Origin of the sequence: Micromonospora arida, from assembly GCF_042873195.1 — a bacterium.
Classification (GTDB): domain Bacteria; phylum Actinomycetota; class Actinomycetes; order Mycobacteriales; family Micromonosporaceae; genus Micromonospora; species Micromonospora arida.
Genome location: NZ_JBIALC010000003.1, coordinates 523,357 through 548,233, shown reverse-complemented (window position 1 = coordinate 548,233; position 24,877 = coordinate 523,357). Strand labels below are relative to the sequence as shown.

Annotated in this window: 22 protein-coding genes and 1 pseudogene; 10 read left to right on the top strand and 13 right to left on the bottom strand. The window is 71.3% G+C overall.

The annotated features are described in order from the left end of the window. Positions 1–19 precede the first annotated feature (19 nt). Genes ACFYP0_RS13750 through ACFYP0_RS13720 form a run of 7 tightly spaced genes read right to left on the bottom strand, consistent with a single transcriptional unit; the run spans position 20 to position 4,105 of the window. Positions 20–469 carry a GNAT family N-acetyltransferase gene (locus ACFYP0_RS13750; protein ID WP_356979821.1) on the bottom strand — a complete coding sequence of 150 codons (450 nt, stop codon included), beginning with the start codon at positions 467–469 and terminating at the stop codon, positions 20–22. Between the two features lie 13 nt (positions 470–482). Further along, on the bottom strand, positions 483–881 hold the full coding sequence (locus ACFYP0_RS13745) for a Fur family transcriptional regulator (protein WP_091409697.1): 399 nt from the start codon (positions 879–881) through the stop codon (positions 483–485). After that, complete coding sequence (locus ACFYP0_RS13740) at positions 878–1,177, bottom strand: ArsR/SmtB family transcription factor (protein ID WP_141910753.1); 300 nt, start codon at positions 1,175–1,177, stop codon at positions 878–880. Before ACFYP0_RS13740 ends, ACFYP0_RS13745 begins: the two co-directional genes overlap by 4 nt. A gap of 43 nt (positions 1,178–1,220) precedes the next feature. Beyond that, positions 1,221–2,087 (bottom strand): metal ABC transporter permease, encoded by an 867-nt coding sequence (locus ACFYP0_RS13735; protein ID WP_356979819.1) that lies wholly within the window; start codon positions 2,085–2,087, stop codon positions 1,221–1,223. 3 nt (positions 2,088–2,090) lie between these two features. After that, a complete protein-coding gene (locus ACFYP0_RS13730) occupies positions 2,091–2,852 on the bottom strand; it encodes a metal ABC transporter ATP-binding protein (RefSeq protein ID WP_091409689.1) in 762 nt (253 codons plus the stop codon). Continuing rightward, positions 2,849–3,793 carry a metal ABC transporter substrate-binding protein gene (locus ACFYP0_RS13725; protein WP_386995925.1) on the bottom strand — a complete coding sequence of 315 codons (945 nt, stop codon included), beginning with the start codon at positions 3,791–3,793 and terminating at the stop codon, positions 2,849–2,851. The genes ACFYP0_RS13730 and ACFYP0_RS13725 overlap by 4 nt, the downstream gene beginning before the upstream one ends. 54 nt (positions 3,794–3,847) lie before the next feature. Further along, positions 3,848–4,105: a hypothetical protein gene (locus tag ACFYP0_RS13720; protein ID WP_238670364.1), complete on the bottom strand. Its 258-nt coding sequence runs from the start codon at positions 4,103–4,105 to the stop codon at positions 3,848–3,850. Between the two features lie 29 nt (positions 4,106–4,134). Between ACFYP0_RS13720 and ACFYP0_RS13715 the strand changes: the two genes are divergently transcribed. The 4 genes from ACFYP0_RS13715 to dusB all read left to right on the top strand — a co-directional run bounded on the left by ACFYP0_RS13715 (position 4,135) and on the right by dusB (position 7,710). Then, entirely contained in the window at positions 4,135–4,476 is a 342-nt protein-coding gene (locus tag ACFYP0_RS13715; protein ID WP_356979814.1) for an antibiotic biosynthesis monooxygenase family protein, read from the top strand. A gap of 24 nt (positions 4,477–4,500) precedes the next feature. Beyond that, positions 4,501–4,980 carry a hypothetical protein gene (locus ACFYP0_RS13710; protein WP_112589144.1) on the top strand — a complete coding sequence of 160 codons (480 nt, stop codon included), beginning with the start codon at positions 4,501–4,503 and terminating at the stop codon, positions 4,978–4,980. Between the two features lie 113 nt (positions 4,981–5,093). After that, entirely contained in the window at positions 5,094–6,473 is a 1,380-nt protein-coding gene (locus tag ACFYP0_RS13705; RefSeq protein WP_124859967.1) for a glycine--tRNA ligase, read from the top strand. A gap of 64 nt (positions 6,474–6,537) precedes the next feature. Beyond that, complete coding sequence (gene dusB, locus ACFYP0_RS13700; RefSeq protein WP_355494024.1) at positions 6,538–7,710, top strand: tRNA dihydrouridine synthase DusB; 1,173 nt, start codon at positions 6,538–6,540, stop codon at positions 7,708–7,710. Positions 7,711–8,213: 503 nt separating this feature from the next. On the opposite strand, the gene ACFYP0_RS13695 is transcribed toward dusB, so the two are convergent. Both ACFYP0_RS13695 and ACFYP0_RS13690 read right to left on the bottom strand, forming a co-directional pair. Beyond that, on the bottom strand, positions 8,214–8,873 hold the full coding sequence (locus ACFYP0_RS13695; RefSeq protein WP_386995921.1) for a C39 family peptidase: 660 nt from the start codon (positions 8,871–8,873) through the stop codon (positions 8,214–8,216). Positions 8,874–9,678: 805 nt separating this feature from the next. Then, a complete protein-coding gene (locus ACFYP0_RS13690) occupies positions 9,679–11,391 on the bottom strand; it encodes a beta-N-acetylhexosaminidase (protein WP_386995919.1) in 1,713 nt (570 codons plus the stop codon). A 317-nt stretch (positions 11,392–11,708) separates the two neighbouring features. Here ACFYP0_RS13690 and ppdK point away from each other — a divergent pair, with 317 nt between their 5' ends. After that, on the top strand, positions 11,709–14,417 hold the full coding sequence (gene ppdK / locus ACFYP0_RS13685) for a pyruvate, phosphate dikinase (protein ID WP_386995916.1): 2,709 nt from the start codon (positions 11,709–11,711) through the stop codon (positions 14,415–14,417). Between the two features lie 42 nt (positions 14,418–14,459). On the opposite strand, the gene ACFYP0_RS13680 is transcribed toward ppdK, so the two are convergent. Further along, a complete protein-coding gene (locus tag ACFYP0_RS13680) occupies positions 14,460–14,960 on the bottom strand; it encodes a roadblock/LC7 domain-containing protein (RefSeq protein WP_386995913.1) in 501 nt (166 codons plus the stop codon). Between the two features lie 253 nt (positions 14,961–15,213). On the opposite strand from ACFYP0_RS13680, the gene ACFYP0_RS13675 reads away from it, so the two are divergent. Genes ACFYP0_RS13675 through ACFYP0_RS13665 form a run of 3 tightly spaced genes read left to right on the top strand, consistent with a single transcriptional unit; the run spans position 15,214 to position 17,739 of the window. Continuing rightward, positions 15,214–15,567, top strand: coding sequence for a VOC family protein (locus ACFYP0_RS13675; protein ID WP_124860192.1), 354 nt, complete (start codon positions 15,214–15,216; stop codon positions 15,565–15,567). Positions 15,568–15,609: 42 nt separating this feature from the next. Beyond that, positions 15,610–16,875 carry a deoxyguanosinetriphosphate triphosphohydrolase gene (locus ACFYP0_RS13670; RefSeq protein WP_386995911.1) on the top strand — a complete coding sequence of 422 codons (1,266 nt, stop codon included), beginning with the start codon at positions 15,610–15,612 and terminating at the stop codon, positions 16,873–16,875. Between the two features lie 15 nt (positions 16,876–16,890). After that, entirely contained in the window at positions 16,891–17,739 is an 849-nt protein-coding gene (locus ACFYP0_RS13665) for a siderophore-interacting protein (RefSeq protein ID WP_386995908.1), read from the top strand. A 7-nt stretch (positions 17,740–17,746) separates the two neighbouring features. Here ACFYP0_RS13665 and ACFYP0_RS13660 read toward each other — a convergent pair whose 3' ends face one another. Next, the gene (locus ACFYP0_RS13660; RefSeq protein ID WP_124860186.1) at positions 17,747–18,952 is read right to left on the bottom strand and encodes a low temperature requirement protein A; all 1,206 of its coding nucleotides are present in this window, start codon (positions 18,950–18,952) and stop codon (positions 17,747–17,749) included. Between the two features lie 113 nt (positions 18,953–19,065). Between ACFYP0_RS13660 and dnaG the strand changes: the two are divergent. Both dnaG and ACFYP0_RS13650 read left to right on the top strand, forming a co-directional pair. After that, a pseudogene (dnaG, locus tag ACFYP0_RS13655) lies at positions 19,066–20,968 on the top strand (DNA primase). Further along, on the top strand, positions 20,969–21,505 hold the full coding sequence (locus tag ACFYP0_RS13650; protein ID WP_386995906.1) for a hypothetical protein: 537 nt from the start codon (positions 20,969–20,971) through the stop codon (positions 21,503–21,505). It begins immediately after the preceding pseudogene. 9 nt (positions 21,506–21,514) lie between these two features. Here the strand turns inward: ACFYP0_RS13650 and ACFYP0_RS13645 are convergent, their stop codons facing one another. Next, positions 21,515–22,534, bottom strand: coding sequence for a TAXI family TRAP transporter solute-binding subunit (locus tag ACFYP0_RS13645; RefSeq protein WP_124860183.1), 1,020 nt, complete (start codon positions 22,532–22,534; stop codon positions 21,515–21,517). Continuing rightward, entirely contained in the window at positions 22,531–24,636 is a 2,106-nt protein-coding gene (locus ACFYP0_RS13640) for a TRAP transporter permease (RefSeq protein ID WP_386995903.1), read from the bottom strand. Before ACFYP0_RS13640 ends, ACFYP0_RS13645 begins: the two co-directional genes overlap by 4 nt. Positions 24,637–24,877: the final 241 nt, after the last annotated feature.

Below are 24,877 nucleotides of genomic sequence, written 5' to 3'. Positions count from 1 at the left end.
CCGCTCGCGGCGTCCGTGATCAGGCGAGCTGGAGGTCCACGAACGCGACAGTGTCGCCGGGTAGGACGTACCGCTCGATCTCGACGAAGCCGTGCCGGCGGGCGAACCGCAGGCCGTCGTCGTTGGACGCCAGAATGACGGTCTGGACGACGTCCGCGCCGAGTTCACGGACCGCGGCCAACCCGCGCTCGTAGATCTGCTCGCCGTACCCGTGCCGTCGGTGTTCGGGCAGAACCCGGGCGATCACCGTCCCGGGTGCGCTGTCGAACTCCGGGGGTCGCACTGTCGAGCAGCCCACCGGCACTGTGCCGGCGTACGCGACCTCGAGAATGTTCCGCTGCGCGCGGACGGCGATCTCGTCGACCGACAGCGGATCGGTCGGGATGATCAGGTTGTGGATGCGCTGCCAGTCGAGCAGGGCTGTCTCGCTGCCGACCGGCCGCACCGGCCGGAACTCAAGGATTGACACGGCTACACGCTGGTCAGCGCGGGCAGGTCGGGCAGGTGCCGAAGATTTCCAGGGTGTGGCTGACGTCGGCGTAGCCGTGCTGCGCGGCGACCCGATCGGCCCAGCTCTCCACGGCCGGGCCGGCCACCTCGACCGTACGCCCGCACACCCGGCAGACCAGGTGGTGGTGGTGCCCCTCGCTGCACCGGCGGTAGAGGTGCTCGCCGCCCGGCGGACGCATCACGTCGATCTCACCGGCGTCGGCGAGCCCCTGGAGGGTGCGGTAGACGGTGGTCAGGCCGACCCGCTCGCCTCGCTGCCGCAGCATCGCGTGCAGGTCCTGGGCGCTGTGGAAGCCCTCCATCTCGCCCAGCAGCGCACTCACCGCCGAACGCTGCCGGGTGTTGCGCACCGCGGCGCTGCTCTCGCTCATGATCCCTCCCCGGCGTGGCTGACCGCGTCCGCCACGATGTGCGCGACGTGCTCGTCGACCAGGCTGTAGGCGATTTCCCGACCTCGGCGGGAGCCGCGCACCACGCCCGCTCCGCGCAACACCCGCAGGTGTTGGGAGACCAGTGGTTGCGCCGCGCCGAGCTTCTCCACCAACTCGTGCACGCACCGCTCGCCGCCGGCCAGCTCACTGACGATGGCCAGCCGAATGGGAGCGGACAGGGCGCGGAGCAGCTCGCTGGCCCCGTCGAACCCGTCGTAGCCCGTCACGCTGGTCATCCTGCAACGGTAACCAATACCACCGATGTCGCGCTGACCAGGCTCAGCTCAGCACGACCTCGTGCGGTTCCGGTGTCGGCGCGGCGGTTGGCGTCGTCCGACGGCGCACGGCCCGCCAGACAGCGCCGGCCACCGCCACCACCAGGAACGAGGCGATCGCCACCAGCACCACCGAGGCGCCCGGCGCGGTGTCCGCTGTGGCCGCCACCCAGACACCCGAGCCGGCGGCGAAGAGCCCGAGCGCCATCGCGGCGGCCATCGTGCTGCGGAAGCCCCGGGTGACCTGCTGGGCGGTGGCGACCGGCACCACCATCAACGCGCTGATCAGCAGCACTCCGACGGCCCGCATGGCGATGGTCACGGTGACCGCGGTGGCGACCGCGATCAGCAGGTTCAGCGTGCGGACCGGCAGGCCGGAGACCCGGGCGTACTCCTCGTCGTGACTGACCGCGAAGAGCGCCGGCCGCAACGCGATCATCGTGACCAGGATCGCCGCGCCGAGCAGCGCAATGGTGATCAGGTCGGCGGGCGAAATGGTGGTCAGCGACCCGAACAGGTAGGCGTTGAGGTTCGCGCTGGTCGCGTCGGAGAGGCCGACCAGGAGTACGCCGCCCGCGATGCCGCCGTAGAAGAGCAGGGCCAGAGCCAGGTCACCGGAGGTACGCCCACGGGCCCGGACGATCTCGATGGCGATCGCGCCGATGGTGGCGGCGATCACCGCGACCAGCACCGGTGAGCGGTTGAGCAGCAGTCCCGCCCCGACGCCGGTCAGCGCCACGTGCCCCACACCATCGCCGATCAGCGCCAGCCGGCGCTGCACCAGGTAGATGCCGAGCGCCGGCGCGGCCAAGCCGATCACCAGCGCGCCGATCAGGGCGCGCTGCATGTAGGGGTACTGGAAGAGTTCCATCGGTCAGTTGCTCCACAGCCCGGCGGGCTCGTCGTAGCAGTGCGGGTGCACGTGGTCGTGGTCGGGCTCCGCGTGATGGCCGGCCGGGTCCGGCACCGCGCCGTCGTGGGCGATGCGACCCTCGTGAACGACGACGGCCCGGCTGATCACCGGTCGCAGCGGGCCCAGCTCGTGGGCGACGAGAAGCACCGTTCCGCCGTCGCCGACGAAGTCGCGCAACGCGCCGGCGAACGCCTCCTGGCTGGCCGCGTCCACTCCGGCGGTGGGCTCGTCGAGAACCAGCAGCTCCGGCTGGCCGGCCAGGGCGCGGGCGATCAGGGTGCGCTGCTGCTGGCCGCCGGAGAGCGTGGACACCGGATCACCGGCCCGGTCGGCGAGCCCGACCGCGCCCAGCGCGGCGTCGACGGCGGACCGGTCGGCTCGACCCGGCGGACGCAGCACCCCCCGCCGGGCCAGCCGGCCGGAGGCCACCACCTCCCGGACGGTCGCCGGTACGCCGCCGCCGGCGCCCAGGCGCTGCGGGACGTACCCGATGCGTGCCCACTGCCGGAACCGGCGCAACGGCCGGTCGAAGAGGGTGACCGAGCCGGCGCTGATCGGCACCAGCCCGAGCACGGCGCGGATCAGCGTGGACTTGCCCGAGCCGTTGGCGCCGAGGATCGCGACCACCTCGCCAGCGGTCACGGTGAGCGAGATGTCCCGGAGCACGGGGCGGCCGTCGTAGCCGACCACCCCGTGCTCGACGGTGATGACAGGTGAGGTCACGAGCAGCTCAAGGCAGTCTGCAGGGTCCGCAGGTTGGTGCGCATCACCGAAAGGTAGTCCCCGTTGCTGCCGGCGGCGAGCCCTTCGATCGGGTCGAGTACGGCGGTCTTCGCGCCGACCTGACCGGCGATGGTCTCGGCCACCTTTGGGCTGACCAGGGTCTCGAAGAAGATCGTGGTGGCCTGGTGCTCCTTCGCCTCCTCGATCACGTGCGCGAGGCGCTGCGGCGAGGGCTCGACGTCCGGGCTCAGCCCGGTGATGCCGACCTGGTCGAGCTGGTAGCGGTCGGCGAGGTAGCCGAACGCGGCGTGGCTGGTCACGATCTCCCGCCGCTGGCAGGTCGCCAGACCGTGCTTGAACTCGCCGTCCAGGGTCGTCAGGTCGGTGCGCAGGGCAGCCGCCCGGGCGGTGTAGTCGGCGGCGTGGTCCGGGTCGGCCTTGCCGAGGCGCTGGGCGAGCTCGTCGCCGATGCCGGCCAGCCGGGTCGGGTCGAGCCAGACGTGCGGGTCCTTGCCGCCGCTCTCCTCGGCGTGCCCCTCCTCGCCCTCGTGGTCGTGCCCGCCGGCGGACGCGTCCAACAGTGGCTGCACGCTGGTCACGTCGAAAGCCCGGTCGCCGCCGTTCTGGGCCACGGCGTCGTCCACCGCCGGTTGGAACCCCTTGAGGTAGACGATCAGCTCCGCGTCGCTGACCTCACCGACCTGGCTCGGGTTGAGTTCCAGGTCGTGCGGCTCGGCGCCGGGCTTGGCCAGGTTGGTGACCCGGACCGCGTCGCCGCCGATCCGTTCGGCCAGGAACTGGAGGGGGTAGAACGCGGCCACCACGTCGACTCGCTTGGGGTCGGCGCCGGCGGCACCGCCGGTGGAGCAGCCGGCCCCGGCGCCCAGGGCGAGGAGGGCGGTCGCGGCGGCCAGGACACGGTACGTGGCGCGGTTGGTCATGTCGTCAACTGTCCGTGGCAACGATAATGATTGTCAAAAACGCATGATTGCATGTCAGAGGAGCTTCGCGAGGCCCACCGTCACCAGCAGGGTGAGCATCACCAGTCGGATCAGCCGGGTCTGCGGTGCCTGAACCGCCCAGGTCGTCGCCAACAGGGCGATCAGGGCCCCGGCGAGCGCGAGCGTGAGCAGCCCGCCGATCACCCCGGGCGTGAAGAACGCCACCAGCACCACCACCAGGGTGAGCAGGAACACCGACGTCGGGTTCGCCCCGGCCAACCGGGCGAGCAGAGGGCGCTGCGTACGCTGCATCCCACAGACTCTACGAGGAGGAACCCCCGGTGCTGGTGACCAACCGGTTCGTGGTCGACGTCGATGCCGCCGACGGCTTCACCGAACGGGCGTACGCCGCCCTCACCGCGCTGGCCGCACGGCCCGGCTACCTGCGCGGCCAACTGGTCCGGGCGCTGGACGACCCCCGGCACTGGTCACTGGTCACCGAATGGGAGTCGGTCGGCACGTACCGGCGGGCGCTCGGCGCCTTCGAGGTCAAGGTCAGCGCCGTGCCGCTGCTCGCCGAGTCCGTCGACGAACCCTCCGCCTACGAGGCGCTGGCCACCGCCGCCCCGGGCGGGGCCGTGGTCGTCGCCGAGAGTGATCGGGCTACGGGTCCTTACCGCTGAGCCGCCGGACACTACGCTGCTCCTATGACCGCACCCGCCCCGCCACCCGGTCCCGGGGTGGCTCCGCCGTTCGCCGCGCCGCCCACCGAGGGCCGCCGGACTCGGCTCTGGATCGGCCTTGGCGTCGGCGCGCTCGCCGTGGTGCTCTGTTGCGGCGGGGGTGGCACCGCTGTCGTCGGCCTGGCCGTCAGCGGAGTCCAGGCCATCCGGGAACAGGCCCGCACCGTGACCGGCGACTACTACCAGGCGCTGGTCGAGCGGAACTACGGGCGGGCGTACGACCAACTCTGCGACGACGCGCAGCGGCGTGAGTCCCGGCCGGAGTTCGAGCGGCGCGCTGCCGCCGAACCGCAGGTGACCGCGTTCCGGGTGGGCGAGGTGGACACCACCTACCTGACCGTGCCGGTCGACGTGACCCTCGACGGCGGCGACCGGGAGAGGCAACAGGTCAGCCTCGGCCAGGACGGGCAGACCGGCGGCGTGGAGGTCTGCGAGGTCAGCTGACCCGTCCCCGGTATTCTGCTGGGCTCGGGGCGACGGTGGTCGTACCGTTGTCCCGAACCGACCGTTCCATCCATTCTCGCCCCCGCCGACCGCCAGCCGGCGTAGGAGGAAACATGCCAGCCGACCGTATCGATGCCGTCGTCAGCCTCGCCAAGCGCCGAGGCTTCGTCTTCCCCTCCAGTGAGATCTACGGAGGCACCCGATCGGCGTGGGACTACGGTCCGCTCGGCGTGGAGCTCAAGGAGAACGTCCGCCGGCAGTGGTGGAAGACCATGGTCCAGCAGCGCGACGACGTCGTCGGCCTGGACTCCGCGGTGATCCTGTCCCGCAAGGTGTGGGAGGCGTCCGGCCACATCGCCGAGTTCGTCGACCCGCTCACCGAGTGCCAGTCCTGTCACAAGCGGTTCCGGGCTGACCACCTGGAAGAGGCGTACGCCGAGAAGCACGGCAAGCCGCTGACCTCACTGGCCGAGCTGAACTGCCCCAACTGCGGCAACAAGGGCACCTTCACCGAGCCGAAGATGTTCAACGGCCTGATGAAGACCTACCTGGGCCCGGTGGAGAGCGACGAAGGGCTGCACTACCTGCGCCCGGAGACCGCGCAGGGCATCTTCGTCAACTACAAGAACGTCGAGACGGTCGCCCGCAAGAAGCCCCCGTTCGGCATCGCGCAGACCGGCAAGTCGTTCCGCAACGAGATCACCCCGGGCAACTTCATCTTCCGGACCCGCGAGTTCGAGCAGATGGAGATGGAGTTCTTCGTCGAGCCGGGCACCGACGAGCAGTGGCACGAGTACTGGCTCCAGGAGCGCTGGAACTGGTACCTCGACCTCGGCCTCTCGGCGGACAATCTGCGCCTGTTCGAGCACCCCAAGGAGAAGCTGTCGCACTACTCGAAGCGGACGGTGGACATCGAGTACCGCTTCCAGTTCGGTGGCACCGAGTTCGCCGAGCTGGAGGGTGTCGCCAACCGCACCGACTTCGACCTCTCCACGCACAGCAAGCACTCCGGCGTCGACCTGTCGTACTTCGACCAGAGCAAGAGTGAGCGCTGGATGCCGTACGTCATCGAGCCGGCCGCGGGTCTGACCCGCGCGGTGCTCGCCTTCCTGCTGGAGGCGTACGACGAGGACGAGGCGCCGAACACCAAGGGCGGCGTGGACAAGCGCACCGTGATGCGGTTCGACCCGAGGCTCGCCCCGGTCAAGGTGGCGGTGCTGCCGCTGTCCCGCAACGAGGCGCTGTCGCCCAAGGCCAAGGACCTCGCGACCCTGCTGCGCAAGCGCTGGGTGGTGGAGTTCGACGACTCGCAGGCGATCGGGCGTCGCTACCGCCGGCAGGACGAGATCGGCACCCCGTTCTGTGTGACGGTCGACTTCGACACCCTGGACGACAACGCGGTGACGGTGCGCAACCGGGACACCATGGCCCAGGAGCGCGTCTCCCTGGACCAGGTCGAGCGCTACCTGATCGAGCGTCTCCCCGGCTGCTGAGACTCTGCGCACGGGGCCTCGGCCGACGCGATAAGCGCCGGTCGGGGCCCCGTACACTTGTCCGGTGACTGCCTCGACCGTGCCCGCGCTGCGCCCGCTGACTCTCGGCCAGCACCAGGTGTGGCCGCCGGTCGTGCTCGCGCCGATGGCGGGGATCACCAACATCGGGTTCCGTCGGCTCTGTCGCGAGCAGGGCGGCGGCATCTACGTCTGCGAGATGATCACCACTCGGGCGCTGGTCGAGCGCAACCCGAAGACGCTGCGCATGATCGCGTTCGGCGACGACGAGAAGCCCCGCAGTCTCCAGCTCTACGGCACCGATCCGGAGATCACCGCCGCTGCCGTGCGGATCGTCGTCGAGCGCAACCTGGCCGATCACATCGACCTCAACTTCGGCTGCCCGGTCCCCAAGGTCACCCGGCGTGGCGGCGGCGCGGCGCTACCGTGGCGGCGCCGGCTCTTCGCGCGACTCGTGCGGGCCGCTGTGGCTGCCGCCTCACCGGCCGGCGTGCCGGTCACGGTCAAGATGCGCAAGGGCATCGACGACGACCACCTGACGTACGTCGAAGCCGGGCTGGCCGCCCAGGAGGCCGGCGTGGCCGCGGTGGCCCTGCACGGGCGTACGGCGGCGCAGCGCTACTCGGGCACCGCCGACTGGGACGCGATCGCCACCCTGAAGCAGGCCCTCGACGTGCCGGTGCTCGGCAACGGCGACATCTGGGAGGCCGACGACGCGCTGCGCATGGTGGCCCACACCGGCGTGGACGGTGTGGTCATCGGGCGCGGCTGCCTGGGCCGACCGTGGCTCTTCGCCGACCTGGAGGCCGCCTTCAACGGTCGGACGGAGCGGCGGCTACCCACCCTCGGCGAGGTGGCGGTGACCATGCGCCGGCACGCCGAGTTGCTGGTCGACCAGTTCACGGCTGGCGCCCGCAATCCGGCCCGAGGTGAACGGGACGGCTGCACCGACTTCCGCAAGCACGTCGCCTGGTATCTCAAGGGCTTCCCGGTCGGCGGCGAGCTGCGGCGCTCGCTGGCGATGATCGAAAGCCTGGCTCAGCTCGACGACCTGCTGGGCAAGCTCGACCCGGCGGAGCCGTTCCCGGTGACCGCCCTCGGGCAGCCGCGCGGGCGTACCAACTCGCCCGGCAAGGTCTTCCTGCCGGAGGGCTGGCTGGCCAGCCGGGACGACGACACGGTCCCCGAGGGCGCTGAGATGGACGACTCCGGCGGCTGAGTCCCTGGTCGGCTGAGAGTTCCCTGGCCGGTCGGGCGTCCGCGAGCGTCCCTCCGGAACGCGGCTCGAACCACAGTCCGTGCCGGCGCGCCGGTCGCCCCCGCGCCCTCGGTAGTGGCGCTCAGGCGTTCCTCGACACTCCGCGGCGGAGGCTGGGCAGATGAGTGTGGCGCCCTTTGGAGCTGATGTCGTGAACGAATCACCAGCTTGGCTCGGTCGAGCCATGCCTCTGATTCGTCTACGACATCAGCTCCAAAGGACCCGTGACGCGGCCCTTGACGCGGCTGGTGCGGTGGCCCGCTGGTGGTCGGGTGGTCTGGTCCGATGGGTGGCTTGCCGGGGGTGGGTGGCCTGGTCAGCTCGGTTGCCCCTCGACTTCGTGCGAGTCTGCCGAGGGCGCATGGACAGTGACCCGGTCATGCCGAAGGGCCGGGCCCCGTGGTGGGGTCCGGCCCTTCGGTGTGTGCGTGGTGTGCTCGTGTGCGTTGGCTGGGTCAGCTGGGTCAGCTGGTGGCGTAGCCGCGGGTGGCGATCCAGTCGGCGAGGTGCTCGACGCTGATCCAGTAGGCGGCGGTGTTCGGGTTGGCGGAGTCGGCGATCTTCACCGTGTTGCCGTTGTCGCGGTAGCCGACGACGCTGATGTAGTGCCCGCCCTCGTAGGAGTGGGTGACGCCGTCGGTGTCGGTGCTGGTGCCGGCGATGTTGGCGACGACGGCCCGGCCGTCGTCGACGGTGCGGATGATGTCGGCGCGCAGCTGGTCGGTCTGCTTGGCGTTGGCGTCGGGGGTGCTGATTTCGACGGAGCGGTAGGCGTCGTTCTTACCGGTTTCCTTGTTCAGTACGGGGGTGATGTCGTTGATGGAGTTGGTGCCGGCCTCGGTGGTGCCCATTTCCTTGGCCATGTCATCGACGTTGATGTTCTTGCCCTGCACGGACAGGGCGTTTCGGGTGGCGGCGGGGCCGCAGTAGTAGAAGTTCGGCTGGGCTTCGTAGCGCACGCCGAGTTCCCGCTCGCCGTGGCCCTTGCGGTCGTTCTGCGTCTGGGTGGTCGGCTTGCCGGTGGGTGCGGCGAAGGCGGTGGTGACGGGGCCGGCGATGGCGCCGCCGGTGAAGGCGAGCCCGGCGGCGGTCAGGGCGGTCTTACGGATCAGATCGGTACGCATGATGGCGTGCTCCTCTGCATCGGGGGTACCCGCATCACCTCAGGGGGGTGGGGGTGCGGGGAAAAGTTCGAGGAGTCCTGCCCGGTGACCCACGACGAGGGGGTCGGCGTCGGGGCAGGGTGTAACGGGTGCCGGTGGCGGATCATTCCGCCTACCCATCGGCCGGTTGTGGTGCTCGGCCGTGCGGGGGTCGGCCGTTGTGGTGCTCGGCCGTGCGGGGGGTGTAACCGGGGCGGCCTGGCGGGTGTTCCCGGCGGCTGCCGTGTCCGGCCGTTGTGGTGCTCGGCCGTGCGGGGGATGTAACCGTGCGGGCCTGGCGTGTGTTCCCGGCGGGGCCGGCGCGCCGATGACCGGGCTGTTGCGGTGGGTCTGCCAGGTATAACGACCTGGCCTGGCCGCCGATTCCGCCGCCGGGGTGGCCCCGACCACGCGACAGCCGACACCAAACCCGACAAACCACCCACCCTGTGGGCCTGGCGAACGCGACACATCGGCCGCAGCGGCGTGATCCACTCGGGTTCCTGAAAGTCGCGGTGTCCGGGCGCGAGGGATGCCCCGACTTCATGAAAGCCGAGTGGATCATGCCGGTCTGCGCCGTTCGCGCGCCCCGGACCGGTCCGAGGCGGGCAGGACGTGACGCGAATCGGCCGGCCTCGGGTAGAGCTGCTCACCGAGAACGCCGACGGGCTGCTGCCGGAGTGGGCGGTAGGACGTCGAACGGGTCCACGCCGAGCGTCTCCCGGGCGCCATACGGACCGGGCCTGCCCTGGAGCTGAGCGCTGGGCAGGCCGGGCTGAGCCGGGGATCAGGGCGTGGCGGTGTCGGTTTGGGGCATGGTGCGCTGTGCCGGGATGGTCGGTGCGGTGCGCCAGGGGATCTCGGGCGCGCGGTGGAAGTTGATCCCGGCCGTCGTCCAGCGCGGGCCCTGGCCGGCCAGGCGGTCGCGGAAGCCGGCCCAGTCGTGGCTTGCCCGGGTGGACCAGCCCAACTCGGCGATGGCCGGGAGGCGGGGCAGGAGCAGGAGTTCGATGTCGGCCAGCGAGGTGACCGATTCGGTCCAGAGCGGGGCCTCCACACCGAGAACCGCCTCGGCGGGTACGTCGGCGACGTGCGTACCCGGATCCCAGTCGTACGCCTTTCGTACGTCGATGAGGCCGGCCCAGTCGTGCCCGATCGGGGTGTCCGGGGCGTACTTCATGTCCAGGTAGGCATGGTTGCCGGGGGAGACGATCAGCCGGGCGCCCCGGCGTACGGCGTCGACGGTGGTGGGGTCTTCGCCGTTCGTGCCCCACCACTGCAGGACCCGCCCGTCAAGGTGGGCGGCGGGTGCGAGCTGGTGCCAGCCGACGACGGTCTTGCCGAGGTCGGCCACGATGCGCTGGACCCGCTCGACGAAACCGGTGTAGACCTCGCCGTTCACCTTGAACGCCTCGTCGCCGCCGATGTGCAGCCAGGGGCCGGGGGTGAGCGCGGCCACCTCGCCCAGCACGTCGGCGACGAAGTCGTACGTCCGCTCGTCGGCCGGGTCGACATAGCTGAAGCCGACCTCGATGCCGGTGTACGGCGGCGGTGCGATCTTGTCCGGTGCCAGCTCCGGGTACGCGACCAGCGCCGAGTTGGTGTGCCCCGGGAGGTCGATCTCCGGGACGACGGTGATGTGGCGGGCGGCCGCGTAGGAGACGATCCGCTGGTAGTCGGCCTTCGTGTAGTGCCCGCCGGGGCCGCCGCCGACCTCGGTCGTCCCGCCGACGGTGGTCAGCTTCGGCCAGGAGTCGACGGTGATCCGCCAGCCCTGGTCGTCGGTGAGGTGCAGGTGCAGGTGGTTGAGCTTGTAGCGGGCCAGGTGGTCGACCACCCGCAGCACGTCCTCGACGGCGAAGAAGTGCCGCGCGACGTCGAGCATCGCGCCCCGGTAGGGGAACCGGGGTGCGTCGGTGATGGCCCCGCCGGGCAACGCCCAACGTTCGGTGACCGGGCTCGGGCTCTCGATCGCCACCGGCAACAGTTGGCGCAGGGTCTGTACCCCGTAGAAGAGGCCGGCGGCGGTGGCGGCCGTGATGCGTACCCCGTCGGTGGCGACGTCGACGCGGTAGCCCTCCGCGCCGAGGTCGGCGCTGTCGTCGAGCACCAGCGCGATGCCACCGGCGGGCTCCGGCGTGGTGGCGTCGGTGACCGGCAGCGGGTAGCCGGTGGCTGGACGCAGGAGCTGCGCGAGCTGCTCGGCGACCGCCAGCGCGGCGGGGTCGGCGCTGGACACGATGACCGCTTCGGCCGGGAGCGCCCAGTCGGCGGTCGGGTCCGGCTGGACCTGCTGTGGGGCGGGCACGACGTCAGCCAGCCGGTGCGGGGCCGCCGGCGCGAGCAATGTGCCCGCGGCCTGCTCGGCCGCGCGGGCCAGCGTGGCCGCGTCGGGTTCCCCCGCGGAGAGCGCCGTGCGGGCCAGCGTGGCCGCGTCGGGTTCCCCCGTCGACAGCGGCACGGGGACGGCGGTGGGGCCGGGGGAGGAGGTGGTCGACACGGCGGCGACTCCGGGGGGTGTATTCGCGCCGGTTATGGCAAAAGGGGGGTTCACCGGCTGGCGTGGCGTCAAGCGTACGACGCACGGCCGGGATGCGTGATGGTGCGCATGGAAGCGTTCCCAAAAACCGGTACGAACACGGATAGTCGTGATGGCTGTGCCAATTGTCACCGAACGGTCCCAGGTCACTCGATGTTCGCTTAACCTTCGCCCACCGATCGATGTTGACCCCGGGATTACCGGCGGTCCGTCCCGGGGAAGAAGAAAACTGAACCTTCGTTAAGTGTCAATCCGGCGCGTGTGTTGTGGAGGCTCTGGTGGCAGCGCAAGAGACCGTCGATCACAAGTACGTCTACGACTTCTCCGAAGGCAACAAGGAACTCAAGGACCTGCTCGGCGGCAAGGGGGCAAACCTCGCCGAGATGACCAACCTGGGCCTGCCCGTCCCGCCCGGCTTCACCATCACCACTGAGGCGTGCCAGGCGTACCTCGCGACGGGACGGGAGCCGGACGGGCTCGCCGGCCAGATCGAGGCGCACCTGGAAGCGCTGGAGCGCGAGATGGGCAAGCGCCTCGGCGACCCGCAGGACCCGCTGCTGGTCTCCGTCCGCTCCGGTGCGAAGTTCTCCATGCCCGGCATGATGGAGACCGTCCTCAACGTCGGTCTCAACGACCAGAGCGTGGTCGGGCTCTCCGCGCAGGCGGGGGGCAACGACAGGTTCGCCTGGGACTCCTACCGGCGGCTCATCCAGATGTTCGGCAAGACCGTCTGCGAGGTGCCGGGCGAGGAGTTCGAGCACGCGCTCGACGAGGCCAAGCACGCCAAGGGCACCCACAACGACCTGGATCTGGATGCCGGCGACCTGCGTGGGCTGGTCGACGCGTACAAGAAGATCTTCTTGAAGCACACCGGTCGGGAGTTCCCGCAGCAGCCACGCGAACAGCTCGACCTGGCGATCCGGGCGGTCTTCGAGTCGTGGAACGCCGAGCGCGCGGTGCTCTACCGCCGCCAGGAGCGCATCCCGGCCGACCTGGGCACCGCGGTCAACGTGGTGACCATGGTCTTCGGCAACCTCGGGCCCGACTCGGGCACCGGGGTCGCGTTCACCCGTGACCCGGCAAGCGGCGCGCAGGGCATTTACGGCGACTACCTGGCCAACGCCCAGGGTGAGGACGTGGTCGCCGGCATCCGCAACACAGTGCCGTTGCAGGAGTTGGAGCAGCTCGACAAGGCGTCCTACGACGAGTTGCTCGGCATCATGGCTCGGCTGGAGGAGCACTACAAGGACCTCTGCGACATCGAGTTCACCATCGAACGCGGCAAGCTGTGGATGCTGCAGACGCGGGTCGGCAAGCGCACCGCCGCCGCCGCGTTCGTCATCGCCGGGCAACTCGTCGACGAGGGCCTGATCGACCTGGACGAGGCGCTGCACCGGGTCAACGGCGCGCAACTGGCCCAGCTGATGTTCCCGCGCTTCCAGCTCGACCACGAGTTCCAACCGGTCGCCAAGGGCATCGGCGCATCGCCCGGCGCGGCGTCCGGCACAGTGGTCTTCACCTCCGCCCGGGCCGTCGAGCTGGCCGCCGAGGGGAAGTCGGTGATCCTGGTGCGCCGGGAGACCAACCCGGACGACCTGAACGGCATGATCGCCGCGAAGGGCATCCTCACCTCGCGCGGCGGCAAGACCAGCCACGCCGCGGTGGTGGCCCGGGGCATGGGCAAGACCTGCGTCTCCGGTGCCGACGAGATCGAGGTGAACGTGCCGGCGAAGCGGTTCACCGTGGCCGGGCAGACCGTCACCGAGGGCGACGTGGTGTCCATCGACGGCACCACCGGCAAGGTCTACCTCGGCGAGGTGCCGGTCATGCCCTCCGAGGTCGTGCAGTACTTCGAGGGCAGCCTCGACCCCGAGCACATCGACAACGCGCTGGTCCGGGCCGTACACCGGATCATGACGCACGCCGACGGGAAGCGGCGGCTGGCGGTCCGCACGAACGCCGACACCGGCGCGGACGCCGCCCGGGCCCGGCGCTTCGGCGCCGAGGGCATCGGGCTGTGCCGCACCGAGCACATGTTCCTCGGTGACCGGCGGGAGTTGGTCGAGCGGCTGATCCTGGCCCGGGCCCCGGGCGAGCGGGAGGCGGCGCTGGCGGCGCTGCTGCCGTTGCAGCGGGCCGACTTCGAGGAGATCTTCCGCGAGATGGACGGCCTGCCGGTCACCGTCCGGCTCATCGACCCGCCGTTGCACGAGTTCCTGCCGCCGCTGGAGCAGCTCGCCGTCAACGTGGCGGTCGCCCAGGAACGCGGCGAGGACGTGGCCAAGGAGGAGGCGCTGCTCGCCGCCGTCCGGCGGATGCACGAGGAGAACCCGATGCTCGGGCTGCGGGGTGTACGCCTCGGCCTGGTCATCCCCGGCCTGTTCGCGATGCAGGTCCGGGCCATCGCCGAGGCGGCGGTCAGCTGTGCCCGCGGCGGCGGGGTGGCGAAACCGGAGATCATGGTGCCGCTGGTCGGGGCGGTGCAGGAGCTGGAGACCGTCCGCGCCGAGGCCGAGAAGATCATCGCCGAGGTGGTCGGGGACAGCGGCGTCGAGGTGCTGATCGGCACCATGATCGAGGTGCCCCGGGCGGCGCTGACCGCCGGGCAGATCGCCGAGGCGGCCGAGTTCTTCTCCTTCGGCACCAACGACCTGACCCAGATGGGCTGGGGCTTCTCCCGCGACGACGTCGAGGGCGCGTTCTTCTGGCGCTACCTGGAGTTGGGCATCTTCGGCATCTCGCCGTTCGAGTCGATCGACCGCGACGGCGTCGGTCGGCTGGTGCGGATCGCCGCCGAGGAGGGTCGGGCCGCCCGGCCCGGGCTGAAGCTCGGTGTCTGCGGTGAGCACGGTGGCGACCCGGACTCGGTGCACTTCTTCCACGAGGTCGGCCTGGACTACGTGTCCTGCTCGCCGTTCCGGGTGCCGGTGGCCCGGTTGGAGGCCGGCCGGGCCGTGGTGGAGACCGGCGGGTCGGACAGCCGCTGACGCACGCCGGCGGCGGCCTGGTCACCCGGCCGCCGCCGGCGCTCAGATCGGCGGGCGACGCCAGGTGGGTCGGGACGAGCGGCGCAACTGCGTGGGCAGGGTCGCCATCGGGGTACGCGTGGCCAGCGGGGCGTGCGCGTCCGGTACGGACGTCGCGCCGATGCCTCCGCCGCGAACGTCCAGGAACGACCCCGCCCGGCGGGCCACCGCCCGTGCCTCCTCGTGCAGTGCCTCCAGATCCCCCGCCGCGGACGCGGTGACGAGGGTCAGCAGGGCGCTGCGCCCGGCCGGGTGGGTGACCACGCAGCCGGCGGTGGTGCACACGACCGACTCCCGGAACTCACCCTGCCGGACGGTGTCGGCCACCCGGTGCCCGAGCCCGAAACTCGCGGCGGCGAGCGCGGCGAGATGGGTGGCGTCGGTGCTGGGTAGGTCGCTGGAGATGAGCAGGCCGTCGGTGCCCGCGAGCACGGTGCCGGTGATGTCGGGTCGTCGCTGGCGCAGCCCGCGTAGCTCCGTTCCCATCACCGTGTCTGCGTCCACGAGCGTTACCCCTCACCGGTCGGCTCTGCGTGTCAGTCGGCTGGTTACGTTCCGCGCTGGGAACGCTACCGGTGGCGACTTCCGGCCGCGAGCCCGTAACCCTCGGCGATCGGTCGGCAACTGCGGGCCAATCGGTGGTTGTGTGCCCTTCGTCGATGCGTCGTGAGCGGGTCGAGCAGTGGTGGCGGGCGTAATCTTGGCTCGCTCGCACACGGCCGATTGGGCGCCGCGTCGAACGGGAAGAGGTGACTGCATGACGAGTGTCTGGGAGAGCCTGACTGTCGACGCCCGCGATCCGGCCCGACTGGCCCGTTGGTGGGCTGAGGCGCTCGGCTATCAGGTCGTCACCGAGAAGCCCGACGAGGTGGAGATCCGCCAGTCCGCCGACCGCCTGCCCGGCCTGGTCTTCGTGCCGGTGACCGAGGGCAAGGAGCGCAAGAACCGGCTGCACCTCGACCTGCGTCCCGCCGATCTGGAGGCTGAGGTCGAGCGCCTGGTCGACATGGGCGCCCGGCACGTCGACATCGGTCAGGGCGACGTCGAGTGGACGGTGCTGGCCGACCCCGAGGGCAACGAGTTCTGCGTCCTCCGTGAGCGCGAGGAGTGAGCCGGTTTTGCGAGCCCCGCAGTCGCGAACTGTGCCGGCTGCGTGAGAAGTGAGCCGGGGGCGGCGGACGCCCGGTTGGTCGAGGAGCCGCCCAAGGACACCGGGCATCGCCGGTCGCCGTACGAGCGCGACCGGGCACGGGTGCTGCACTCGGCGGCGTTTCGCCGGCTGGCCACCAAGACCCAGGTGCACACCGCCGGCACTGACGACTTCCTGCGTACGCGGCTGACGCACTCGTTGGAGGTGGCCCAGATCGCCCGGGAGATGGGTGCCCGGTTGGGTTGCGACCCGGACGTGGTGGACGTCGCGGGGCTCGCCCACGACCTCGGGCACCCGCCGTTCGGGCACAACGGCGAGGCTGCGCTGGATCTGCTCGCCACGCCGTGCGGTGGCTTCGAGGGCAACGCGCAGACCCTGCGGGTGTTGACCCGTCTGGAGGCGAAGGTGCTGGCCCCGGACGGCTCGTCCGCCGGGCTGAACCTGACCCGGGCGTCGCTGGACGCGATCGGCAAGTACCCCTGGCCGCGCCGGCCGGGGGAGCGCAAGTTCGGGGTGTACGCCGACGACGCGGCCGTCTTCGACTGGATCCGCGCCGGCGCGCCCGGCGACCGGCGTTGCCTGGAGGCCCAGGTGATGGACTGGGCCGACGACGTCGCGTACTCGGTGCACGACGTGGAGGACGGCATCCACGGTGGTTATGTCACGTTGCACCCGCTGCTCACCGACGCCGACGAGCGGGCCGCGCTCTGTGCCGACGTGGCCGCCGCCTACTCCGGGGAGTCCGCGACGGATCTGGCCGAGGTGCTGGTCGATCTGCTGGCCGGCCCGTTGCTCGCCCCGCTCGCCGGGTACGACGGCAGTCATCGCGCGCAGGTCGCGTTGAAGGCCACCACCAGCGGGGTGACCGGGCTGTTCGTGTCTGCGGCGGTGGCGGCGACGGAGGAGCGCTTCGGTCCGGGTCCGCACCGCCGCTACGCCGCTGATCTGGTGGTGCCCCGCCTGGTGCGGGCGCAGTGCGCGCTGCTCAAGGGCATCGCGCTGCGGTACGTGATGCGTCGCAGCGGCTTCCGGGGCCGCTACGAGCGGCAGCGGACCATGCTGGCGGAGTTGGTCGGCGCGCTGGTCCGGCGCGCCCCGGACGGGCTCGATCCGATCTTCGCCCCGCTGTGGCGGGCCGCCCCGGACGACCGGGCCAGACTGCGGGTGGTGATCGACCAGGTCGCCTCGCTCACCGACCCGGCGGCGGTGACCTGGCACACCCGCCTGGTCGGCAACGGGACACCCCCGATTGATCACACGTCAACTTAGGCTAGCCTAACCGGTATGACGGAACGCCCCAGGAACGTCACCTCGGCCCGGGTGCTGCGCACCGAGCGGCCCACCCCGCACCTGATCCGGCTCGTCCTCGGCGGGGACGAACTGGTCGGCCTGCCGGTGGGCGAGTTCACCGACCACTACATCAAGGTGGTGTTCCCGCAGCCGGGTGTCGCGTACCCGCAGCCGTTGGACCTCGCCGCGATCCGCCGAGACCTGCCCCGGGAGCAGTGGCCCCGGCTGCGCGCGTACACGGTGCGGCGCTGGGACCCGCTGGCCGGGGAGCTGACCGTCGACGTGGTGCACCACGGTGACGAGGGGTTGGCCGGCCCGTGGGCCGCCGCGCTGCGTCCCGGCGATCCGGTGCACTTCGTCGGCCCCGGCGGCGCGTACGCCCCGGACCCGGACGCCGACTGGCATCTGCTGGTCGGTGACGAGAGCGCCCTGCCGGCGATCGCCGCCGCCCTGGAGCGCCTGCCGCTGGGTGCCCCCGCCCACGTCTTCGTGGAGATCGCCGACCCGGCGGAGGAGCAGAAGCTGCTCAGCCCCGGGGCGGTCGAGCTGACCTGGCTGCATCGCGGTGAACGCCCGGTGGGCGAGGCGCTGGTCGCGGCGGTGCGTTCGTTGGAGTTCCCGGTCGGCCAGGTGCACGCGTTCGTGCACGGCGAGGCCGCCTTCGTCCGGGAGTTGCGCCGGTTGCTGCGCGGCGAGCGGGGCGTACCCCTCGACCGGCTCTCCATCTCCGGTTACTGGCGGCGCGGCATGGACGACGAGGGCTGGCGCTCCACCAAGGCCGACTGGAACCAGCAGGTGGCGGCCGAGGAGACGGCCATTCCGGCGCCCGCCGCGGCGGCCTGAGCGGCGGTCATCCCTCGGGCGTGTTCGTCTCCTGACCGGCCCGGGCGAGGCGACGGCTGAGCAGTACGGCGTACCCGACCACCGCCAGCGAGAGCAGCGAGAGCATCAGCCTCGGCTGGTGCACCGTCGCGGTGATCAGGCTGACCGAGACCACCCCGTAGGCGGCGATCGCCAACCGGGCGACGCTCGGTCGGGTCCACAACCAGTACAGGGCGAGCCCGCAGACCGTCCAGACCACCATCGAGGCGCCCAGCAGCAGCCGCAACTCCAGCGGCAGTCGATTGGCGTTGTCGTCGACCAGCCGGACCACCTGCCCGAGCGCCCAGCCGAGCAGCAGCAGCGCGCCGCCGAGCGGAATGTGCAGGTAGCTGTACGCCTGCCCGCCGCGCAGGCGACTCTGGAGGAGTCGCGTGGTGACGAAGGTGGTGTACACCCACCAGACCGCTGCCGGGATGAGGAAGGCCAACGCGGCGGTGAGGATCATGTGTGGCGGGGGATGGTCCGGCACGGCGAAGAGCAGGCTGGCCAGCGCGCTACCCAGCACGATGATGGTGAACTGCCCGATCCGTTCCGGCAGGTGCCGGTTGTCCACCGGCCAGCGGTTGAGCCAGCGCACCCCGACCCAGGGCGTGGCCAGCTCGATGACCATCGCGATCACCCACAGCACCGGACGCAGCTCGGTGGGCACGGCCAACGACACCAGCCAGATAAACCAGCCCGACCCGAAGCCGATCAGATAGACCGTCGTCACCATCCGGGCGCTCGGGCTGGTCGGCCAGGCACGCAGGTACAGCAGGAGCAGCACACCTCGCACGATCAGGTACCCGACCGGCAGCAGCACGCTCTCCGGCACCTCGTCGACCCCGAGCGTCATCGCGCCCGCGCCGACCAACGCGACCAGCACCAGAACCCGGTGCAGCGCGTCGTCCGGATCGAACCGGGTGTCGTAGTACACCTGCCCCATCCAGGCCCACTGGATCACCACGAAGAGCCCGATCACGGCCAGCACGGCCCTCGGCGACGGACTCGGCTCGTTGCCCAGCCGGGCCACCACCGCCGCCAGCGCGTACACGAAGATGAGGTCGAGGAAGAGTTCCAGCCAGGTGGCATGGCGATGTCCGGCCTCGTCCGCACCCGGGGTCTGATCGGGTAGCCCGACCAGGTCGGCCAACCATCTCGGCAGGCGGGGGGCTTCGGTCCGTACCCGGCGCATCTGGTCATGGTCCCCGCGCGGACCCGGCTCGTGGGCCCGAACCGCCCAGCCGGCAGCGGTGGTCGCCACACCGGCGTCCCCCGGCCGGCGTGTCGTCGGTCCGGCAGGGCAGGATGTACGGCGAGGGGGTGGCGCATGGCTGGGCGGATCCGGGACGAGGACATCGCACTGGTCCGGGAACGCACCTCGATCGGGGATGTGATCTCCGAGACGGTCACCCTGAAGTCCGCCGGCGGCGGCAACCTCAAGGGTCTGTGCCCGTTCCACGACGAGAAGAGCCCGTCGTTCAACGTCTCTCCGGCCCGCAACGTCTGGTACTGCTTCGGCTGCGGGGCCGGCGGGGACGCGATCAAGTTCCTGATGGACGCCGACCACCTCAGCTTCGTCGAGTCCGTCGAGCGGCTGGCCGGCCGCGCCGGCATCCAACTGCGTTACATCGAGGACGACAAGGGCACCCCGCGCCCCCGCCCGCAGCAGGGTCAGCGGCAGCGCCTGGTCGCCGCGCACGCCGCCGCAGTCGAGTTCTACCGGGGTCAGCTCGGCACCGCCGGCGCCCGCCCGGCACGGGAGTTCCTGGCCCGACGGGGCTTCGACCGGGCCGCCGCCGAGCGCTACGGCTGTGGTTTCGCGCCGGACGGGTGGGACCTGCTCACCAAGCACCTGCGCCAGCAGGGCTTCACCCACCAGGAGTTGGTCACCGCCGGGCTGTCCCGGGAGGCCCGCTCCGGCTCGCTGATCGACCGGTTCCGCCGCCGGCTGCTCTGGCCGATCCGCGACCTCGCCGGCGACGTGATCGGCTTCGGCGCGCGCAAGCTCTTCGACGACGACGACGGCCCGAAATACCTCAACACCCCCGAGACGCCGATCTACAAGAAGTCGCACGTGCTCTACGGCATCGACCAGGCCAAGCGGGAGATCGCGAAGCAGGGTCGTGCGGTGATCGTCGAGGGTTACACCGACGTGATGGCCTGTCACCTGGCCGGGGTGACCACGGCGGTGGCGACCTGCGGCACCGCCTTCGCCGCGGACCACATCTCCGTCCTGCGTCGGCTCCTGTTCGACAGCGACGAAGTGGCCGGCGAGATCATCTTCACCTTCGACGGTGACGCCGCCGGGCAGAAGGCCGCGCTGCGTGCCTTCGAAGACGACCAGCGCTTCGTCGGGCGCACGTTCATCGCGGTCAGTCCGGACAACATGGACCCGTGCGACCTGCGGCTGGCCAAGGGCGACCTGGCGGTGCGTGACCTGGTCGCCCGCCGCGAGCCGCTCGTCGACTTCGCGCTGCGACATGTGATCAGCCGCTTCGACCTGGACACCGTCGACGGCCGGGTCGAGGCGATGCGGCACGCCGCGCCGCTGGTCGCGCGCCTGAAGGACCGGGAGAAGCGCCCGGAGTACGTCCGCAAGCTCGCCATGGACCTCGGCATGGAGATCGAGCCGGTGCAGCGGGCGGTGCTCGCCGCCGGCAACACTCCGCCGTCCGGCACCCGCGAGGCCGCCCCCGCCGCCCGGCCAACCTCGGCCCGCCCGGAGCCGGCCGTGGACAGCCCGCAGTCGATGGTCGAGCGGGAGGCGCTCAAACTCGCCCTCCAGCAACCGGTTCTGGCCGGGCCGATGTTCGACGCGGTCGAGGCCACCGAATACCGCCACCCGGTGCACGTCGCGGTGCGTACGGCCATCGCGGCGGCCGGTGGTGCCGCGTCGGCGACCGGCGGCGCGGTCTGGATCGAGTCGGTCCGCGACGCCTGCGACGACCTGGCGGCCGCGGCCCTGGTCGGTGAGCTGGCCGTCGAACCACTGCGGATCGACGGCGAACCGGACCCGCGCTACGTGTCGATCACCATGGCCCGCGTGCAGTTCGGGTCGGTGACCGCCCGGGTCCGGGACCTCAAGTCACGCATCCAGCGGATCAACCCGGTCAACAACAAGGACGAGTACTTCGCCGCCTTCGGTGAGCTGCTGTCCCTGGAGCAGCACGCCCGGGCATTGCGCGAGCAGGCTGCGGGAGGCCTCTAAATGGGACTGTTCAGCCGCAAGCCGAAGCTGCCGCCGGCCGACCGGCCGCCGCTGACCGCCGACGAACGGGTGTTGGCCTGGGCCGCCGCCGGCAACGGCGAGGGCGACGGGGTGGTGGTCGCCACCAACCTCGGGTTGTGGCTGCCCGGTCGAGGGCACCGGCTCGGTTGGCACACCATCCTCAAGGCGGTCTGGTCCGGCCGGGAGCTGACCGTCACCCCCGCCGAGCCGCTCGTCGAGCGGGATGGCTACACGGTGGTCGCCGACGGTCCGGCCGAGACGTACCTGCTGCTCGACCCGGGGGAGCTGCCGCACCAGGTGCGGGCCCGGGTGACCCGTTCGGTCGCGTACACCGAGCACCAGCCGGTGCCCGGCGGCGCCGCGCGGGTCGCGGCTCGGCGCGTGGCCGGGGTCGACGGTCTGACCTGGACGGTCCGACTCGACCCCGGCACTCCGGCGGACGACGAGGCCCTGCTCGCCGACACCGACCGGCTGGTCGGTGTGGCCCGCGCCGCCACCGCGCCGGCCGACACCTGACCGGCCGGGTCAGTTCGCGCCCAGGTCCTTCAACGCCTTCTCCGCGCCGCGGTGCAGCGGCACCGGCAGGGTCCTGCGGGCCTTTTCCAGCGAGATCCCCTTGGCCGCCGGGTTGGCCTGGGCCAGCGCGTCGCGCTTGTCGAACACCGTCCGGGTGATCGCGCAGGCGACATTGGCGTCCAGGTCCTTACGGACCAACAACACGTTGGGTACGACGATCGTCGGGGTGTCGGTAGCCGTCTTGTACGCGTCCCGGCCGATCGTGCCTTCCTGGTAGCCGGGGCTCAGCGCGGCCATCTTCGGCAGCAACGGCGCGATGTCGACGAACTTCACCGAGTCGCCGGCGGTGGTGAACAGGTCGGTCAGGCCCCCGGTGGGCAGACCGCCAGACCAGAAGAAGCCGTCGATGCTGCCGTCCTTGACCCCCTCGACCGTCTTGGTCAGGTCCAGTCGCTGCGCCCGGATGTCCTTGGCCGGGTCGAGGCCGGCGGCCTCCAACAGCCGGTTGGCGATAACCTCGGTGCCGGACTTCGGTGAACCGGTGGAGATCCGCTTGCCGCGCATGTCGGCCACCGAGGTGATCCCGGAGTCGTTGCGGACCACCACCTGGGTGTAGTTGTCGTAGATGCGGGTCAGCGCCTGCACCGGCTGCGGTGCGGTGAAACTGCCCTTGCCCTCGACCGCGTTGACCGCCGTGTCGAACAGCGAGAACGCCACGTCGTACTGGCCACCGACGAGCTGCTCGATGTTCTGCACGGAGGCGCCGGTCTCGGCGGCGGTGCCGGTGAGCTTGCCGCCGGTCGTCCCGGACAACTGACCGGCCAGGGCGTTGCCGACCACGTAGTAGACGCCTGTCGCGTTGCCGGTGGCGATGCCGACGCGCGTCTCCTTGGTCACCTCGCAGGTGACGTCGCTGGCCGTGTCGTCAGTGGCCGCGCCGCCCTGCTGACCTCCGCAACCCGCGGCACCGACCGTGACGAGTGCGAGCACGCTCAGGCCCGCCGCGAGCCGTATGTCGATTCGTCTCACAGTTGTTCCTCCACAGGATTGGCTGGTGATCCGGACGATGACCGGTCGGCGGAGCCGCGTCGGATGAACACGCCCGCCGCCGCGACGGCGGCCAGCGCCGCGCCGACCGTGACCGGCACGGGTTCGAGCCAGAGCAGGGTGACACCGGCGAGGGCGCCCAGCACCCGTTCCGGGGCGCCGGCCGGGCCCACGCCGGGCAGCCAGCCACCGGCGGCGACGGCGAGCACCGCCACGCTGAGCGCGGTGACTCCGGCGGCGAACGCGATTCGCTGGACGCCGCCGATGCCGAGCAGGCCGAGGCCGGCCGGCGTGATGACGAACGCGATCGGGGTCAGGTACGCCGGCAGCGCGTACCGCAGGGTCTGCCACATGGTCGGCACCAGCCGGCCGCCGGTGACCGCGGCGGCGGCCACCGCGGCGAGCGCGGTCGGCGGGGACACCTCGGACAGCACCGCGAAGTAGAAGACGAACATCGCCGCCGCCGGCGCGGTGACGCCCAGGTCGAGCAGGGCCGGACCGACGATCACCCAACCGATCACGAACGACGCGGTGACCGGTACGGCAAGGCCCAGCAGGCTCAGCGCGACGGCGGCGAGCAGCGCGGTGAGCACCAGCACCAGCGTCGGGTCCGAGGTGGCCGCCTGCGCCCCGCCGATCAGCAGCGCCGCCGCCTGCGGCCCGAGGCCGGTCTTCGTGGTGGTCGCCGTGATGATGCCGGCGGCGGCGCAGACCGCGGTGACGGCGAGGACGCCACGTACGCCGGTGACGAGCGCGGTCACCAGCCGGTCCGGGGTGAGTCGGTGCGTGCGGTCCAGGTAGGAGAGCACGGCGGCGACGACGATGGCGAACACGACGGCGCGCGTCGCGGACACACCGACGGCGAGGAACACGATGATGGCGATCAGCGAGGCGAAGTGGTAGCCGAACCGGGCCAGCAGCCGCCAGGGCGAGTCGACGTCGATCACCACGGGGCGTACGCCGGACCGGCGAGCGTCGATCTCCACGGCGAGCAGGATGCCGAGGTAGTAGAGCACCGTCGGTACCGTTGCCCAGCCCAGCACCTGGAGGTACGAGACGCCCAGGTACTCGGCGATGATGAACGCCGCCGCACCCAGGGTGGGTGGGGAGAGGATGGCGCCCACCCCGGCCGCGGCCAACATGCCGCCGGCCCGCTCCGGCGGGTAGCCGGCGCGGCGCAGCAGCGGCCAGGTGACCGCGCCGATGCTCACCGTCGTCGCCGCGCCGGAGCCGGAGACGGTGCCGAGCAGGAAACCCGAGGCCACCGCCGTCCGGCCGGCGGCGGTACGGGAACGTCGGAACGCCGCCGCCGACAACTCGACGAAGAACCGCCCGGCCCCGGACAACTCCAGCACCGCGCCGTAGATGGTGAACAGCACGATGTACGAGGCGGCCACGTCGAGTGGCGTGCCGTAGAAGCCGCTGTCGGAGTTGTAGAACGCGTCGACCAGTTGACTGAAGTCGAGCCCGGCGTGCGCGACCGGCCAGGACTGCGGCAACAACCCGCCGTAGTAGCCGTAGCCGAGGAACAGCAGGCAGACCGCGGGCAGGATCCAACCGGTGGTACGTCGACACGCTTCGAGCAGCAGGAGCAGCAGGACGGTGCCCAGCACCAGATCCGTCGGCGCCAGCAGGCCCTGCCGATCGAGGAACGCGTTGTAGCCGCCGCCACCGCTGCCGATGTGGATCGGCAGGACGGGGTAGAGACAGGCCGCGACCGCCAGGACGACCAGAGCCCAGTCGGCCACTGTGGGCCCCGACGACGCGAGTGCCGGGGTGCGCCTGTCGCTGTCGTTCTCGGTGGCCTCGGCGCGGTTGGTGCGTCGTCGCCGGGCGCGGAGGCGGGCCGGCAGCCGCAGGTCGGCCGGGTAGGCGAGGAAGACCAGCGGGAGTACGCCGGCCAGGAAGATGATCAGGTAGTACTTGCTGCCCTGCGACAGAGGGCGGAACACCTGCCACAGGGCGAGAGCGCCGACCGCCAGCGCCGCCATGGTGAGGAGCAGGCCCGCCGGCCCGGAGAGCACCCGCCCCGGCTTCTCGTCCTCGAACTGGGCGGCCAGATCCCGAGTCGCCCGCTCGTCCACGCCCGGCCCACTCGGGTCGGTCGTGCCCGCGTCGGGCTCGCTTGGGTCGGGCTTGCTTGCGTCGGGCCTGGTCGGGTCGGGCCTGGTTGCGTCGGGCTTGCTTGCGTCGGTCGTGCTCGCGTCGGGCTCGTTTGCGCCGAACCTGGTCTGGTCGGGCTCGGTTGCGAGGGTGGTGGGGTTGGGCGGGTGGGCGCCGCCGGGTTCGCCGGGCTCCGTCGGGTCGGTTTCCGGTCGTGGTCGG